Origin of the sequence: Halococcus hamelinensis 100A6, assembly GCF_000336675.1 — an archaeon.
Taxonomy (GTDB): domain Archaea; phylum Halobacteriota; class Halobacteria; order Halobacteriales; family Halococcaceae; genus Halococcus; species Halococcus hamelinensis.
In genome coordinates this window covers 73,726-87,791 of sequence record NZ_AOMB01000030.1, presented here as the reverse complement: position 1 = coordinate 87,791, position 14,066 = coordinate 73,726, and the positions used below count along the sequence as shown (strand labels likewise).

Annotated in this window: 14 protein-coding genes and 1 pseudogene; 6 read left to right on the top strand and 9 right to left on the bottom strand. The window is 67.9% G+C overall.

What is annotated here, in order from left to right:
• Nucleotides 1-3 precede the first annotated feature (3 nt).
• The 3 genes from C447_RS09595 to C447_RS09590 form a co-directional block, all read right to left on the bottom strand.
• Nucleotides 4-735, bottom strand: a complete 732-nt coding sequence (locus C447_RS09595; protein ID WP_029601957.1) for a sugar phosphate isomerase/epimerase family protein — start codon at nucleotides 733-735, stop codon at nucleotides 4-6.
• A gap of 144 nt (nucleotides 736-879) precedes the next feature.
• Nucleotides 880-1,017: a hypothetical protein gene (locus C447_RS17935; protein ID WP_153300709.1), complete on the bottom strand. Its 138-nt coding sequence runs from the start codon at nucleotides 1,015-1,017 to the stop codon at nucleotides 880-882.
• 162 nt (nucleotides 1,018-1,179) lie between these two features.
• Nucleotides 1,180-1,887: a CehA/McbA family metallohydrolase gene (locus C447_RS09590; RefSeq protein ID WP_007693309.1), complete on the bottom strand. Its 708-nt coding sequence runs from the start codon at nucleotides 1,885-1,887 to the stop codon at nucleotides 1,180-1,182.
• Nucleotides 1,888-1,938: 51 nt separating this feature from the next.
• Between C447_RS09590 and C447_RS09585 the strand changes: the two genes are divergently transcribed.
• Nucleotides 1,939-2,880 (top strand): diacylglycerol/lipid kinase family protein, encoded by a 942-nt coding sequence (locus tag C447_RS09585; RefSeq protein WP_007693308.1) that lies wholly within the window; start codon nucleotides 1,939-1,941, stop codon nucleotides 2,878-2,880.
• Nucleotides 2,881-2,950: 70 nt separating this feature from the next.
• Entirely contained in the window at nucleotides 2,951-3,541 is a 591-nt protein-coding gene (locus tag C447_RS09580; protein ID WP_007693307.1) for an NUDIX hydrolase, read from the top strand.
• Nucleotides 3,542-3,781: 240 nt separating this feature from the next.
• Here the strand turns inward: C447_RS09580 and C447_RS09575 are convergent, their stop codons facing one another.
• The 4 genes and pseudogenes from C447_RS09575 to C447_RS18180 form a co-directional block, all read right to left on the bottom strand.
• Nucleotides 3,782-4,447 carry a hypothetical protein gene (locus C447_RS09575; RefSeq protein ID WP_239639167.1) on the bottom strand — a complete coding sequence of 222 codons (666 nt, stop codon included), beginning with the start codon at nucleotides 4,445-4,447 and terminating at the stop codon, nucleotides 3,782-3,784.
• A gap of 98 nt (nucleotides 4,448-4,545) precedes the next feature.
• The gene (gene guaB, locus C447_RS09570) at nucleotides 4,546-6,033 is read right to left on the bottom strand and encodes an IMP dehydrogenase (RefSeq protein ID WP_007693305.1); all 1,488 of its coding nucleotides are present in this window, start codon (nucleotides 6,031-6,033) and stop codon (nucleotides 4,546-4,548) included.
• A gap of 111 nt (nucleotides 6,034-6,144) precedes the next feature.
• A pseudogene (locus C447_RS09565) lies at nucleotides 6,145-7,445 on the bottom strand (M24 family metallopeptidase).
• A gap of 89 nt (nucleotides 7,446-7,534) precedes the next feature.
• Nucleotides 7,535-7,681 carry a hypothetical protein gene (locus C447_RS18180; protein ID WP_169316560.1) on the bottom strand — a complete coding sequence of 49 codons (147 nt, stop codon included), beginning with the start codon at nucleotides 7,679-7,681 and terminating at the stop codon, nucleotides 7,535-7,537.
• Nucleotides 7,682-7,767: 86 nt separating this feature from the next.
• On the opposite strand from C447_RS18180, the gene aroA reads away from it, so the two are divergent.
• The 4 genes from aroA (at nucleotide 7,768) to aroC (ending at nucleotide 13,274) form a co-directional block, all read left to right on the top strand.
• The gene (aroA, locus tag C447_RS09560) at nucleotides 7,768-9,051 is read left to right on the top strand and encodes a 3-phosphoshikimate 1-carboxyvinyltransferase (protein WP_007693304.1); all 1,284 of its coding nucleotides are present in this window, start codon (nucleotides 7,768-7,770) and stop codon (nucleotides 9,049-9,051) included.
• A gap of 48 nt (nucleotides 9,052-9,099) precedes the next feature.
• Entirely contained in the window at nucleotides 9,100-10,368 is a 1,269-nt protein-coding gene (locus tag C447_RS09555) for an alkaline phosphatase family protein (protein ID WP_007693303.1), read from the top strand.
• Nucleotides 10,369-10,414: 46 nt separating this feature from the next.
• A complete protein-coding gene (locus C447_RS09550) occupies nucleotides 10,415-11,599 on the top strand; it encodes an iron-containing alcohol dehydrogenase family protein (RefSeq protein WP_007693302.1) in 1,185 nt (394 codons plus the stop codon).
• 484 nt (nucleotides 11,600-12,083) lie between these two features.
• Entirely contained in the window at nucleotides 12,084-13,274 is a 1,191-nt protein-coding gene (aroC, locus tag C447_RS09545; protein WP_007693301.1) for a chorismate synthase, read from the top strand.
• Between the two features lie 3 nt (nucleotides 13,275-13,277).
• Here aroC and C447_RS09540 read toward each other — a convergent pair whose 3' ends face one another.
• Together C447_RS09540 and C447_RS09535 are read right to left on the bottom strand one after the other, a co-directional pair.
• A complete protein-coding gene (locus C447_RS09540) occupies nucleotides 13,278-13,826 on the bottom strand; it encodes a GNAT family N-acetyltransferase (RefSeq protein WP_007693300.1) in 549 nt (182 codons plus the stop codon).
• Between the two features lie 42 nt (nucleotides 13,827-13,868).
• On the bottom strand, nucleotides 13,869-14,066 hold the full coding sequence (locus C447_RS09535) for a hypothetical protein (protein ID WP_237713429.1): 198 nt from the start codon (nucleotides 14,064-14,066) through the stop codon (nucleotides 13,869-13,871).

The following is a 14,066-nucleotide window of genomic DNA, read 5'->3' as shown; positions in this document are numbered from 1 at the left end:
GGATCAGAACCGACCCAGAACCTCGGCTCCGTGGCTGGCCGATGCCATCGCGTCGTCGGGGTCGTCGTGCTCGTAGACCGCCCACTCGATCCCGTGGTCGGTGGCGGCTTCCAGACAGCCGGTGAGGTCGAGGACGCCCTCGCCCACCTCGGTCGGCGAGCCCGTCTCGTCGGCATCCGAGATGTGGACGAGCGACACGCGGTCGTCGAGGCGGTCGAGCAGCGAGACGGGGTCGACACCGCCCACGGTGACCCAGCCACAGTCGAGTTCGAACCCGACGGGGTCGGTGGTGGCGGCCGCGAGCCGGTCGAACGCCGTCTCGCCCTCGACCCGCACGAACTCGTGGTCGTGGTTGTGATAGGAGAACGTCATGCCGTGGTCCGCGACCGTCTCGGCGACCGACTGGAGCCGGTCGGCGGTCGCCTCGATGGCCTCGACCGCCTCGAACGCTTCCGGACCGAGCCACGGAACGACGAGGTGCTCACACCCGAGCGAGCGGTAGAACTCGATGGTCCCGTCGGGGTCGGCTTCGAGGCGCTCGATGTCGACGTGTGCGGCGACGGGTTCGAGCCCGGTTTCGTCGAGCGTTTCCCGCACTCGGTCGGCGTCGGCGTCCGTGACCCGACCGGCGAACTCCACGCCCTCGAAACCGGCCTCGTGAACCCCTTCGAGGAGTTCCGGGAGCGGCTGCTCGACCTCGCGAACGGTGTACAACTGGATGGCGGCGCGAACCATACGTCCCTCCATCCCCGCCGGGGCAAAACGGTTTCCGCCCGGAACTCCATCCCCGCAACCGTTCAGCTTTAGCTCTCACGTCCTCCGACGATGTTTCTCGGCTCCATCGAGCGATCCGCCGTGGGCCGACCCACGTCGGTACGTTCACACGTCGAACGGCGGTTCGTCGTCCCCCCTGAGGACCTCCTGCCCACACCGTTCGCACCGATAGACGACGTAGTCGCCGTCGACCGTCGAGGTCGTGTACCTGTCGTGACCGAACCAGCGACAACGGACGTCCACACTCGGTTCTACAGAGAGCCTCCCGACCGTCCGGTATAAGTTTTCCCGTCGATATGAAGCCATTTCGACGTGTATCGAGTGATACCTCGATCTCGAAGCCAACGACGAAGCGATGACACACCGGAACGGGGTCTTCGGTTCGGTTCGGGCCTGGAAACGACGTCACTCGTCTTTCGGCGGCGCGCCGACGCCGGGGGTGGCCCAGTCGGGGGCATCGAGCTGGTCCTTGCCCTGATGGATCGAGCGGTAGAGCCGGCCGATGAGCTGGTAGGGGAGCCAGTCGTCGACGCGGGCTTCGATCCGTCCCTCGCGGATCGCGCGCACGACGTTCTCGGGGGTCGGTTCCTCGACGTCGACCGCGGTGTAGGCCCGACCGACCTCGACGGGGTAGTGGGCGTCGCTCCCGCCGGTCATCGGGAGGCCGTGGTCGGCGGCGAGGCGCTCGACCCACTCGCGGGTGCGGGGGTGTTTGCCGTTGACCTCGATGGCGTCGAAGTCGGCGTCGACCTCGCGAACGGTCGAGTTCCGGTAGGGATGGGCGATGACCGCGGCACACCCTCGGTCGTGAGCCAGGTCGACGGTTTCCCCGGGGGTGAGTTCGCCGGGACGGGTCTCGGTGGGCGGGTCGGGCCCCACCACGAGCACGTGGCCGCGGCTGGTCGAGACCTCGATACCGGGGATCATCGCCACGCCGGCTACCTCCCCCTCGAACCGTCGACAGTAATCGTGGTTGGTGGTCGCGACGCCGTCGAGCCCGCGAGCGCGCGCGGTCCCCGCCAGCAGGCGAACCCCGAGCGGGTCGTAGGCGTCGCCGAGCCGACGGTGGCCGTGGAAGAATCGGGTGTGGGCGTGGAGGTCGATCCGGTACACGTCAGTGAAGGGTCCCGGCAGGCCTTTGCTGTTCCGCTGACAAGCCGGGTCATGACCTCTTCCGCCCGCCCGAAGGCGGTCCGTACCGACGGCGGCGACGGTTCGCGCGTCCTCGTCTACAACCCGGTCAGCGGGAACGGGAGCCACACCGACGAGGTCTACGACCTCGCCGACGAGTACGACGTGACGGTTCGGGAAACCAAGAAGGGCGGCGACGCCATCGCGTTCGCCCGCGAGACCGACGCCGACCTCGTGGCGGCCGGCGGGGGCGACGGCACCCTCCACGAGGTGGTTCGGGGGCTCTACGAGGCCGAAAAGCTCGATTCGACGACGGTCGCCGTGGTCCCGACGGGAACCGGCAACAACTTCGCGGGGAACGTCGGGATCGAGAGCATCGCGGACGGTTTCGAGGTTCTCGACGGGGGCGAGCGACGCGCGATCGACCTCGGGGTGGCGAACGGGCAGCCGTTCGTCAACTCCGCGATCGCGGGGCTGACCGCCGACGCGAGCTCCGAGACCGACGCCGACCAGAAGGACTCGCTTGGCGTGCTGGCCTACGTCGTCAACACGGTCCGAACCGCCGCCGACTTCGAGGGGCTCGACCTCTCGATCGAGACGCCCGACGACGAGGCCGCCTGGACCGGGAAAGCGGCGTTCGTGCTCGTAGGCAACGGCCGGCGGTTCCCGGTCGAGGGCCGGACGCAGGCGAACATGGAGGACGGCCAGTTCGAGGTCACGGTCATCGAGGACCGGCCGACGGGCAAGCTCGTCGGCGAGGCCACCCTCCGGCGGCTGCTCGGGAGCGACACGGGAAACATCACCAGGCTCGAAGCCCCGGAGCTCGCGGTGTCCGTTAACGGAGGCGAACCCGGCACCTTCAGCCTCGACGGCGAGATGCTCTCGGCGCGCGAACTCGACCTCGAAACCCGCCCCAACGCGGTCACGCTGTGCGTCGGCGAGGCGTACGACCCCACGCCGCCCGCCGTCGAATGACCGGTACCACGTCGGACCACCGACGGCCGGCAGTCGAAGCCGCTTTGAGGGCGCTCGCCGAGGGTGGAGCATGAGCACGCCCGCCACAGGCGACGACGCCGACCCAGCTGCCGCTGCCGACGGGGAAGCCCACCCCAACGCCGCCCAGGACGTGATCGCGGTGGACGAGAACGACGAACCGAGCGAACTCGTCAACCGTCTCGACGCCCACACCGGCGACGGGGTGCGCCACCGGGCCTTCACCGCCCTGCTGTTCGACGGGTCTGGGAACCTCCTGCTCGCCCAGCGCAGCCCCGAGAAACGCCTCTGGGACACCTGCTGGGACGGCACCGTCGCCTCCCACCCCCGCGAGGGCGAAACCCAGGTCGAGGCCACCCGCAAACGCCTCGAAGAGGAACTCGGCGTCACGCCCGACCAGTACGACGACCTCCGGACGACCGACCGCTTCGAGTACAAGCGCTACTACTACGACGAGGGTATCGAGTGGGAGGTCTGCACGGTGCTCAAAGCCACCCTCACGGACACCTCGCTCGCGCCGGACGAGGAGGAGGTCGGGGGCCTGCTCTGGGTGCCCTACGAACACCTCCACGAGAACCCGCGCTGGTACCGACAGTTGGATCTCTGTCCCTGGTTCGAGATCGCGATGCGACGCGACTTCTAAAACGGTGTGACGGCCGGTAGCTGGTACGCTACGTCGTCATCGAAGCCGTGGACAACCGGACGCCAACCACATATCGTGTCGAGAGAGTCGGCTGTTACTTCCAGAAACCGCGCAGCGTTATGAGTTCGGCTACCGTCGAGAAGGCCCTCGGCCCTTTCGCTCCGCCCTGCCCTTGTTCCGAGAGTTCTGCGCGCCGCCGCTTTCGGCGCTCGTCCTCCTGTCGTTCGCTTCGACCCATATCTACAGGAAGGACAACCACTGTAATAAGCTTACCTCCCAGACCCGCTCCAGGAGTCCTCCCATGAAACAGAGGATCCCGAGAGCGAACAACGACTCACCCAGGCTGAGAACCGCTCCGTTGAGCTCTATGGCGTCGCCGGTCTGGTCTATCCAAACGGAATACGCTTCCAGCAGTTCTCTCTGATACTGTTGTCTCGATAATCCGTCACCCAGGATGTTCGTTTCAACATAGTCTGAACTGGGACCCAATTTCGGGTCAGATGCGAAATAGGAGATGACCAAGACGACCAGTGAAAGAACAGTCAGCAGAACACCAGCGGACATGAGCCCGTTCAGCAGGTTCGTGAGGTCAGCGGCGGAACGCGAGCTACCGATCCCAGCAACGATCGAGAGTGATACGACGATTATCCTCGCGGTCCGCATCGACTTGTCGTCGATATCGTTGTTCAGGTCGATCTGATGGTCGAGCACTATGCGAGCCTCAGCACAAGCATCGTCGAGAACGATGGGATCGGTCGTACACTCCTCATCTACTGTACTGACCACGAATCGATCCCTGTTTGCTGACTCTTCAATCGTGAGGGTGATGTCGATATTCGACCGCAGGAGACCGACGAACCGACGAAACAGACGATCGAAACCCGTCATCGAACCATCACCGGACACACAAGGACGTGTGTCCGTTATTGGTTAAGTAATCTCACTCGTTCGGTGAATGATGGTCACTACAACCGAAAAGGAGCGAATACCTCGACCCGGCGTCGCTAGCTATCCGGACTGTAGTTCGGCGCTTCGTCGGTGATCACCACGTCGTGGGCGTGGCCCTCGGTCTGGCCCGCCGAGGAGACCCGGACGAACTCCGCGCGCTGCTTGAACTCGGGGATGGTGCCGGCCCCGACGTAGCCCATGCCGCTCTGCATCCCGCCCACCAGTTGGAAGAGTTCGCTCTCGACGCTGCCCTTGTACGGTGTCGCGGCCTCGACGCCTTCGGGGATGAACTCCTCGTCCGCTTCGACGTCCTTCATGTAGCGGTTGCCGTCGTCGCCCGACTGCATCGCGCCGACCGAGCCCATCCCGCGATATTGTTTGTAACGCTTGCCGTTCATCGTGACCACGCGACCCGGTGCCTCGTCGGTGCCGGCGAAGTACGACCCCAACATGACTGCGTCCGCACCCGCCGCGATGGCCTTGATGGCGTCGCCCGAGTAGCGGATCCCGCCGTCGGCGATGACGGGGATGTCGTGCTCGCTGGCGACGTCCGCGACCTGCGCGACGGCGGTGATCTGGGGCATTCCCGAGCCAGTGACCACGCGCGTGGTGCAGATCGAGCCCGGACCGATCCCGACCTTGATCCCGTCGGCGAACTCCACGAGTTCCGCTGCGGCCTCGCGGGTGCCGACGTTGCCGACCACCACGTCGGCCTCGACGCCCGCCGCCAACTCCCGTGCCGAATCGATGACGTTGCGGTTGTGGGCGTGCGCGCAGTCGATGAAGAGCACGTCCGCGCCCGCCTCGTCGACCGCCGCCGCGCGGTCGGTCTCGAACGGCCCGACGGCGACTCCCACCCGGAGTCGACCCGTATCGTCGCGGGCGGCCGAGTCGTACTCCCGACGCTGGAGGATACCCTGCATCGTCACCAGCCCGCTCAACCGGTTCTCCTCGTCGACCACCGGCACGCGCTCGATCTTGTGCTCGTACATGAGTTCGAGCGCCTCGCGTGCGTCGACGTTCGCGGGAGCCGTGATCACCTCGTCGGTCATCGCCTCGCGGACCTCGTCGCGGTCGCGGACCTCGAGATAGGGCCGGATGTCGGTCGCGGAGATGATCCCGAGGACCTCGTCCGCGTCGTTCACGACGGGCGCGCCGCTCACCCCTTCGGCCTCCATCATCTCGTCGACCTCCCGTACGGTCTGGTCGGGGCTCGCGGTCACGACCTCGCGGATCACGAGTTCGTCGGCGCGCTTGACACGTTCGACCTCCGCGGCGACTTCCTCGACGTCCATGTTCCGATGGAGCACCCCGAGCCCACCCTGACGTGCCATCGCGATCGCCAGGTCGCTCTCGGTGACGGTGTCCATCGCCGCCGAGAGCACTGGGACGGTGAGTTCGACCGACCGTGAGACGCGGGTCGTGGTGTCGGCCTCGTCGGGTTCGACCCGGCTCTCCTTCGGCCGGAGCAACACGTCGTCGAACGTGAGCGCTTCCGGGACACGAAGCTTCTCCGAGAAGGGTTCCGAACCGTTGGTTACCATATAAACGGTGTGTGACCGGACCTGAAAAACGTTCCGAGACGACGGATCCGCCGGCTCGAGAACGGGTGAGGGATCGATCACGACCACCCCCGCCGGCGGTTTCTCGGGGAGCTACTCGACCCGGAGCGATTTCGGGTACTCGGCGATGTTCTCACAGCCGTCCTCGGTGACGACCACGAAGTCCTCGATCCGGACCCCGCCGACGTCGGGGTCGTAGAGCCCGGGTTCGACGGTGACGACGTTGCCGGGTTCGAGTTCCTCGCCGTTGAAGCTCAGGCTCGGCATCTCGTGGACCGCGAGGCCGATGCCGTGGCCAGTTCCATGAATAAAGCCCGTCTCGGTTTCGGGGTCCGCGCGGAGGGTCGGTTCGCCGGCATCCTCGTAGACGTCACAGACCGCGTCGTGGACCGCCGCGCCCGTCACGCCGGGTTCGATCGCGTCCATCGCGGCGTCGAACGCGTCTTCGGTGAGGTCGTACCACTCCCCGATCGTCTCGCTCGGCTCGCCCTTCACGAACGTCCGGGTCATGTCGGCGTGGTAGCCGGTCGAATCGCTCCCCGGGAAGATGTCGACGATGATCGACTCGTCGGCGGTGAGCGGGCCGCTCCCGCGGTTGTGGGGGTCGGCGGCATCGCTCCCGCAGGCCACGATCGACTCCCCGGAGGAGAATCCGTTCTCGAGGAACGTCGTCTCGATCGCGGTCTTGACCCGCTCGGACGTGAGCGGTTCGCCGTCGAGTACGAGGGTGCCGTCCTCGATGTCGGCCTCCCGAAGGAGGTCCTCGGCGGCGGCCATTCCCTGCTCGTTGACGCGCTGGGCCTCCCTGATGTGGTCGATCTCCTCGTCGGCCTTCACGGCCCGGATGTCGGTGACGACGCTTCCCTCCTCGGCCGTCACCTCGATCCCCTCCTCGCGGAGGCCGTCGGCGGTCCCGACCGGGAACCGGGGCGGGACGAGCACCGAGGCGACGTCGTGGTCGTCGAGGAATGCCGCGAGAACGACGTGGCCCANGTGACGACGCTTCCCTCCTCGGCCGTCACCTCGATCCCCTCCTCGCGGAGGCCGTCGGCGGTCCCGACCGGGAACCGGGGCGGGACGAGCACCGAGGCGACGTCGTGGTCGTCGAGGAATGCCGCGAGAACGACGTGGCCCGCCTCGCGGCTCCCCGCGCCGTCGGTGTACTCGGCGTGACGCGAGACCGTCTCCGCGCGGCTCTCGCCCCTCGCCCGGCCGTATTCGAGCGCCGAGACGAGGAGGTGGGTCCCGCCGTCGTAGAGCGTCACGAACGGGTCGGGGGCGGTGAACCCCGAGAGATAGCGCTGGTCGGGGTCGTCGGCGTCGGCGTTGAGAAGGTAGCCGTCGGCGTCGGCATCGTCGAGCGCCGTATCGAGCGCCGAGAGGTCGGGATCCATGGGGTCGGTTCCGGGGCTCCGACCAAAACGATGCTGTTTCGCTCACCGACGGTGTTCGATCCGGGGACGACCCGTGGTCCCCGCCGCCGTCACGTCGAGAGGTTGGGTTCGGTCATTGGTTCGATGCGCGAGTCGTGGCCGGTCTCGTTGTCGTGTGCTTCGGCGCGTGACTCCGCGCCGATCCGCGACGGGTGAAACCCGACGTCGCCACACGTTTCGCAGGTGATCTTGTACATCCTCGATCGATATTCTATCACGTACTATCATTAATGTTGTGGCCGACGGTCGCCACGCTGATACCACCCCCAGTCGTCGAGCGGGCATGGACGCCGAGATCGCGCCGTCGTCGGTCGCCGGCCGGGTGACCGCCCCGCCGTCGAAGAGCTACACCCACCGGGCCATCCTCGCCGCGGGCTACGGCGAGGGCGAAACCAGGGTCGAAGCGCCGCTCGTGAGCGCCGACACGCGGGCGACCGCACGCGCGGTCCGCGCCTTCGGTGGCGGGGTCGACCTCGACGACGGCACGTTCGTCGTACGGGGGTTCGGAAACCCCGAGACCCCCGACGACGTCATCGACTGTGGCAACTCCGGCACCACGATGCGGCTGGTGACCGGGACGGCGGCGCTCGCCGATGGCCTCACCGTGCTCACCGGCGACGGATCGCTGCGCTCGCGCCCCCACGGCCCCCTGCTCGACGCCATCGAGGATCTGGAGGGGCGCGCCGAGAGCACCCGGGACAACGGACGAGCACCGCTCGTGGTCGGCGGCCCCGTCGCGGGCGAGCGGGTCTCGATCCCCGGCGACGTCTCCTCGCAGTTCGTCACCGCGCTCCTGATGGCTGGCGCGCGCACCGAATCCGGGCTCGCCGTCGACCTCGAAACCGAACTCAAGTCCGCGCCGTACGTCGAGATAACCCGCGAGCTACTCGCCGACTTCGGTGTGGAGGCCGAACGGACGGACGAGGGGTTCGCGGTCGCCGGAGACCAGTCCTACGATCCGGGCGGCAGCTATCGCGTCCCCGGTGACTTCTCGTCGGCGTCGTACCTCCTCGCGGCCGGTGCGCTCGCCGCCGACGACGGGCTCGGCGTGGAGGGAGCCTACCCGACCGCCCAGGGCGATACCGCCATCGTCGACCACCTCGAACGGATGGGTGCGGCGCTCTCGTGGGACCGCGACTCGGGGACGGTCTCGGTCGAGCGGAGCGACCTTCGGGGCGTCGAGGTCGACGTCGGCGACACGCCCGACCTCCTCCCGACGCTCGCGACGCTCGGGGCCGCCGCCGACGGCGAGACGCGGATCGTGAACGCCGAGCACGTCCGATACAAGGAGACCGACCGCGTGAGCGCGATGGCCGACGAACTCGAAAAGATGGGAGCAGCGGTCACCGAACACCGGGATTCGCTCACGGTCCACGGCGGCGACTCGACCCTGCGCGGCGCGCGGGTCGACGGTCGCGGCGACCACCGGATCGTGATGGCGCTCGCGGTCGCGGGCCTGGTCGCCGATGGCACGACCACCATCGAGGGAGCCGAGCACGTCGACGTCTCCTTCCCCGATTTCTTCGACGCGCTCCGCGGGATCGGCGTCGACGTGGACCTCGACTGAGCCCTCCCCCACCCACAGCGTTTAGCCGGTCGCGTCTGGAGTGCTGCCGTGCTTCGCGACCGCCTCGCCGCCGACCTCGCGGACGACGAGCTCGCGCCGGGCTTCGTCCGGCCCGCGTGGGACGATTACTGCTTCGCCAACGTTCCGGACACCGTACTGTCGGTCCTCGGCGACGAGCCCGAGGCGACCGGCCCGCTCCCGGACGACGTGTTCGAGGGCGTGGCGACCGACATCGACCACGTGGTGCTCGCATTCGTCGACGGATTCGGCTGGAATCACTTCCAGCGCGTCCGTGACGACCATCCGTTGCTCGCACGCCTCGTCGACCGCGCGACTGTGACACCGCTGACCAGCGGCTACCCCTCCGAGACGGCGGCCGCGGTCTCGACCATCCACACCGGTCGTCAGCCCGCCGAACACGGCGTGCTCGGCTGGAACGCGTATGTCGAGGCACTGGGTGGAACAGTTCAAACCCTCCCGTTCGCCGACCGCGACCGCACACCCCTCACCGAGGTTCGCGACGACCCCGACCCGGCGGCACTTCTGGATGGGACGACGCTCTACGAACGCCTCAATGCCGCTTCGGTGCTGGTTCAGCCCGATTTCGGTCCGTCGCTGTACGATTCACAGGCGAACCGCGGCGCGAGCGTGGTGAACTACACGAACCCGGCACAGGCCGCCTACCGGGCACGCGAGACGCTGGAGCGCGCCACGGAGCCGACCTACTGTTACTGCTACTTCCCGACCGTCGACAAGCTCTCGCACGCGAGCGGGGCCGCCCACCCCGAGACCGATGCTCAGGTCGGGGCGGTCTGTCACGCCATCGAGCGCGAACTGGTCGAAAAGCTCGACTCGAACGTGGCTGAGCGCACGCTATTCCTTCTCACGGCTGACCACGGCGAGGTGGATACGGTTCCCGAAAACCGGGTCGACCTCGGAAGGGTCGACCTCGAATCCCATCTCGCCCGGGACACGAACGGCGAGCCGATCCCGGCGCTCGGCGGCCCGCGAAACCTCCAGTTTCACGCGCGCGAGGGACACCGCGACGCGCTTCGCGCGACGCTCGAAGACGGCCTCACATCGCTCGATCCCCTTATCCTCGACCGCGAAGCGATCGTGGACGAGGGACTGTTCGGCGACCGCGAGCCATCGAGTCGATTCCTCGAACGGTGTCCCGACCTGCTGGTCGTGCCACGGAAGGGATTCGCCGACGAGGAGGAAGGTACCCTCGCGAACGTCGGAATGCACGGGGGGATGGCCCCCGACGAGATGCTGGTGCCGTTCGCAGCAGCGCGGGTCGATGCCCTCCGACCGTAGTTCACGGCACGAGAATCGTTATCCGGCGGCCAGCCGCAGACGGGGTATGGACCCTATCGAACCGTTCGAGTACGACAACGCCGCCGGCCGGATCGCGTTCGGGTGCGGGACCGCCGCCGACCTCGGGTACCTCGTGCGCGAGGCGGGCGGCGAGCGCGCGCTCGTGGTCTGTGGCGAGCACGTCGGCGCGAACCGCGAGCTGATGGACCCGATCGAGGACGGGCTCGGCGAGCGGTACGCGGGGACCTTCGACGGGACGACACCCGACAAGTCAGCCGCGGGCGCGTTCGATGGGGTCGCGGCGATGGACGAACACGATGCCGACGCGCTCGTCGCGGTCGGCGGCGGGAGTTCGATCGACCTCGCGCGGGCGATGCGGGCGATCGGGGCCGGCGAGCGCGACGCGGACGAACTCCGCGAGCACGCCGCCGAGACGGGGCGACTGTCGATTCCCGATGGCGACCTCGCCTCTCTGGTGGCGGTGCCGACGACGCTCGCGGGGGCCGACCTCTCGGCGGGCGGATCGGTGACGTTCGACGACGAGGAGGACGGCGACATCGTCGCCGGGTTCAGCGACCCGAGATTGATGCCCGACGCGCTGGTCTACGACCCGGAGCTGTTCGAGACCACACCCGAGGGGGTACTGTTCGGCTCGGCGATGAACGGCTTCGACAAGGGGCTCGAACTGCCCTACGCCCGGCACGCGAGCCCGCTGACCGACGCGACCGCGCTGCGTGGATTGGGACTGATGGCCGAAGCGTTGCCCGACCTCCCCGCATCCGACGCGATGGACGCCGCCGTCGCGGGGGTCGTGCTCGTCCAGTACGGGCAGGGGAATCGCGGGCCAGGACTGCTGTCCGTGATCCACGCCTTCGGTCACGGCCTGCGCGAGGAGGGCGTCCAGCAGGGGATCGCCCACGCCGTGCTGGCCCCGCCGGTGCTCGAACTCCTCTTTTCGGCGGTCGACGGCCGGCGGGACGCGCTGGCCGACGCGCTCGGTGTAGACGGGGAGGACGACGATGCCACGGCCGCGGCGGTCGTCGAGCGTGTCGCCGAGGTGCGGGATTCGATGGACCTCCCCACGGAACTCCGCGACCTCGACGCGGTCGAGCGCGACGCACTCCCGGGTGTCGCCGAGTACATCTATGACGACGCGACGCTCGACAACGGTCCCGAGGGATTCGACCCGTCCGTGGAGGATATAGAGGAAACCCTCGAAGACGCGTGGTGAGCAAGGGTCGATTCGGCCGAATCGGCATCGCCACGGTCCACAGTGCGGTCGGCGCGCGGCAGCGGTCGGTGCGAGCAACGACGAGCGCCGACCGCGAACGCCGTGCGAGGTCTGCGCGAGCACTGCGAGCGCAGGCTCGTCAGAGCAGAGCTCTGGCGGTGGACGACTGAGCGAGGGCCGGCGGCCCGAGTGAAGGAGTCGGCTGGGGAGGCGTGTGGGCGGTGCAGTCCTGGTGGACTCGAAGGGCGAGGCCGGAGGACGAAGCACCGCGACGCAAGCACCGGAGCCGAACGAGCGAAGCGAGTGAGGCGAGGAGCGCAGCGAGCGGCGCGAGTCGTCCGGTCGAGGGCTTCGGGGGTAGTACGGAAGAGCGCCACCGGCGTCACCGATGTCACATCACTATCACCGATGTCGCACCGGTGTCGTCGACGGAGCAGCGAACGCCGTGTGCAACCTTCAAATCCCCGTGGATCCATCACCGGACATGAACGGCAACGAGTTCGGACGGCTCTTCCGGGTCACGACGTTCGGTGAGAGCCACGGCGAGGCGATGGGGGTCACGGTGTCGGGCTGTCCGGCGGGACTGGAACTCGACGAAGCGGACGTCCAGCGGGAACTCGACCGACGCAAACCCGGTCAGTCACAGATCACGACCAGCCGCGGCGAACCCGACGCGGTGTCGATAAAGAGCGGGCTCCAGGACGGCTACACCACCGGGACGCCGATCGGGATGGTGATCCAGAACAAGGACGCACGGTCGGGGAAGTACGAGCCGTTCATCACGGCCCCGCGGCCCTCCCACGGCGATTTCACCTACTCCGCGAAGTTCGGGACGAGAAACTGGGGCGGCGGCGGGCGGTCGTCGGCCCGCGAGACCGCGAACTGGGTCGCCGCGGGCGCGGTCGCCCGGAAGATCCTCGCGAGCGAGGGAGTCGAGATCCGCGCGCACGTCAACCAGATCGGGGACATCGAGGCCCCCGAGGTGAGCTTCGAGGCGATCCGCGAGCACGCCGAGGAGAACCCCGTCCGGTGTGCCCACCCCGAGACGGCCGAGCGGATGCGCGAGGCCATCGACGACTACCAGCGCGAGGGCGACTCGATCGGCGGGTCGATCTACTTCGAGATCCGGGGTGCGCCGCGCGGTCTCGGTGCCCCCCGATTCGACTCGGTCCCGGCGCGGCTCGGCCAAGCGATGATGAGCGTGCCCGCCACGTCGAGTTTCGAGTTCGGCCTGGGACGGGAGGCCCGGCGCTACCGGGGGAGCGAGCGCAACGAGGATTGGAAATTCGGAGAAGACGGGGACCCGATCCCGGTGGGCAACGACCACGGCGGGATCCAGGGCGGGATCACGACCGGCCAGCCGATCTGCGGGGAAGTCACCCTCCACGCGCCGACCTCGATCCCGAAGAAACAGACCACCGTCGACTGGGAGACGGGCGAGGAGAAGGAGGCCCAGGTCATCGGTCGCCACGACCCTGTGCTCCCCCCACGCGGCGTGCCCGTCGTGGAGGCGATGGCGGCGCTCACGATGGTCGACTTCATGCTGCTCGGTGGACGGATCAACCCGGACCGACTCGACGGGGAGGTCGGCGAGTACGACACCGACTACCACCCATCGAGCCCGGAGAACGACCCGGAAGACGCGGCGACGAGCACCGAACCCACGGACGACTGACGACTACTTATCGAAAGTCTCCCGAACGAATCCGTCGTCGAACACCGCCCACAGCGTGAGGTCCTTGTACTCGCCTTCTTTGTAGTAGGCGTCGCGTTTCGTGCCCTCGTGGACGAAGCCCAGCTTTTCGAGTACGTGCTTGCTCGCGGGGTTGTCACCCTGGACCGTGGCCTCGACGCGGTGGGCGTTGAGTTCGTCGAAAGCGTACGCGACGAGCAGCCGAGCGGCCTCGCTGGCGTAGCCGTTGCCCTGGTGCTCGGGAAGGACGTAGTAGGCTACAGCCGTGGTTCGTGAACGTCCGTCCACCGTGTGGATGGTTCCCCAGCCGACCGTCTCGTTTTCGGCCCGGATCGCGCACAGCGCGTGGTCCTCGTCGCCGCTCTGGAGTTCCTGAACGCGAGCGCTGGCATGGCCGTCGGTGAGTCCACGGCCGTACGATCCGGTGGCGCGCATCGTTGGTTCGTTGCGTGACCGACGGTAGGCCGCGACGTGGGCTTCGTCTTCGGGGTCGAGTGGAACCAGGTCGACCTCGTCGCCGGGGAGAAACGTCATGTCATCGCTCCGCACCGGGGCAACGAAAACGTATTCGCCGGTCTACCAGTACGGGTTCGAGCGCCACCGTGCCGAGCCCGCACCGACGACGCACGCCCCGGCGAGCGTGAGGAGCGCCACCGCGAGGACCACGACCGTCGCGACCGAGGGGCCACTCAGGACGAACGTCACGGTCGTGGCGAGGAGAACGACGGCGGTGAGGAACAGGGCGAGAACGGCGAGCGGTTGTGAGGGACGCAT

Excerpts from the sequence above, each read along its gene's own strand:
- C447_RS09595 (WP_029601957.1), bottom strand. The coding sequence starts at position 735 with ATGGTTCGCGCCGCCATCCAGTTGTACACCGTTCGCGAGGTCGAGCAG.
- C447_RS09585 (WP_007693308.1), top strand. The coding sequence starts at position 1,939 with ATGACCTCTTCCGCCCGCCCGAAGGCGGTCCGTACCGACGGCGGCGAC.
- C447_RS09580 (WP_007693307.1), top strand. The coding sequence starts at position 2,951 with ATGAGCACGCCCGCCACAGGCGACGACGCCGACCCAGCTGCCGCTGCC.
- guaB (WP_007693305.1), bottom strand. The coding sequence starts at position 6,033 with ATGGTAACCAACGGTTCGGAACCCTTCTCGGAGAAGCTTCGTGTCCCG.
- C447_RS18180 (WP_169316560.1), bottom strand. The coding sequence starts at position 7,681 with ATGTACAAGATCACCTGCGAAACGTGTGGCGACGTCGGGTTTCACCCG.
- aroA (WP_007693304.1), top strand. The coding sequence starts at position 7,768 with ATGGACGCCGAGATCGCGCCGTCGTCGGTCGCCGGCCGGGTGACCGCC.
- C447_RS09550 (WP_007693302.1), top strand. The coding sequence starts at position 10,415 with ATGGACCCTATCGAACCGTTCGAGTACGACAACGCCGCCGGCCGGATC.
- aroC (WP_007693301.1), top strand. The coding sequence starts at position 12,084 with ATGAACGGCAACGAGTTCGGACGGCTCTTCCGGGTCACGACGTTCGGT.
- C447_RS09540 (WP_007693300.1), bottom strand. The coding sequence starts at position 13,826 with ATGACGTTTCTCCCCGGCGACGAGGTCGACCTGGTTCCACTCGACCCC.
- C447_RS09535 (WP_237713429.1), bottom strand. The coding sequence starts at position 14,066 with ATGCGTCCCTCACAACCGCTCGCCGTTCTCGCCCTGTTCCTCACCGCC.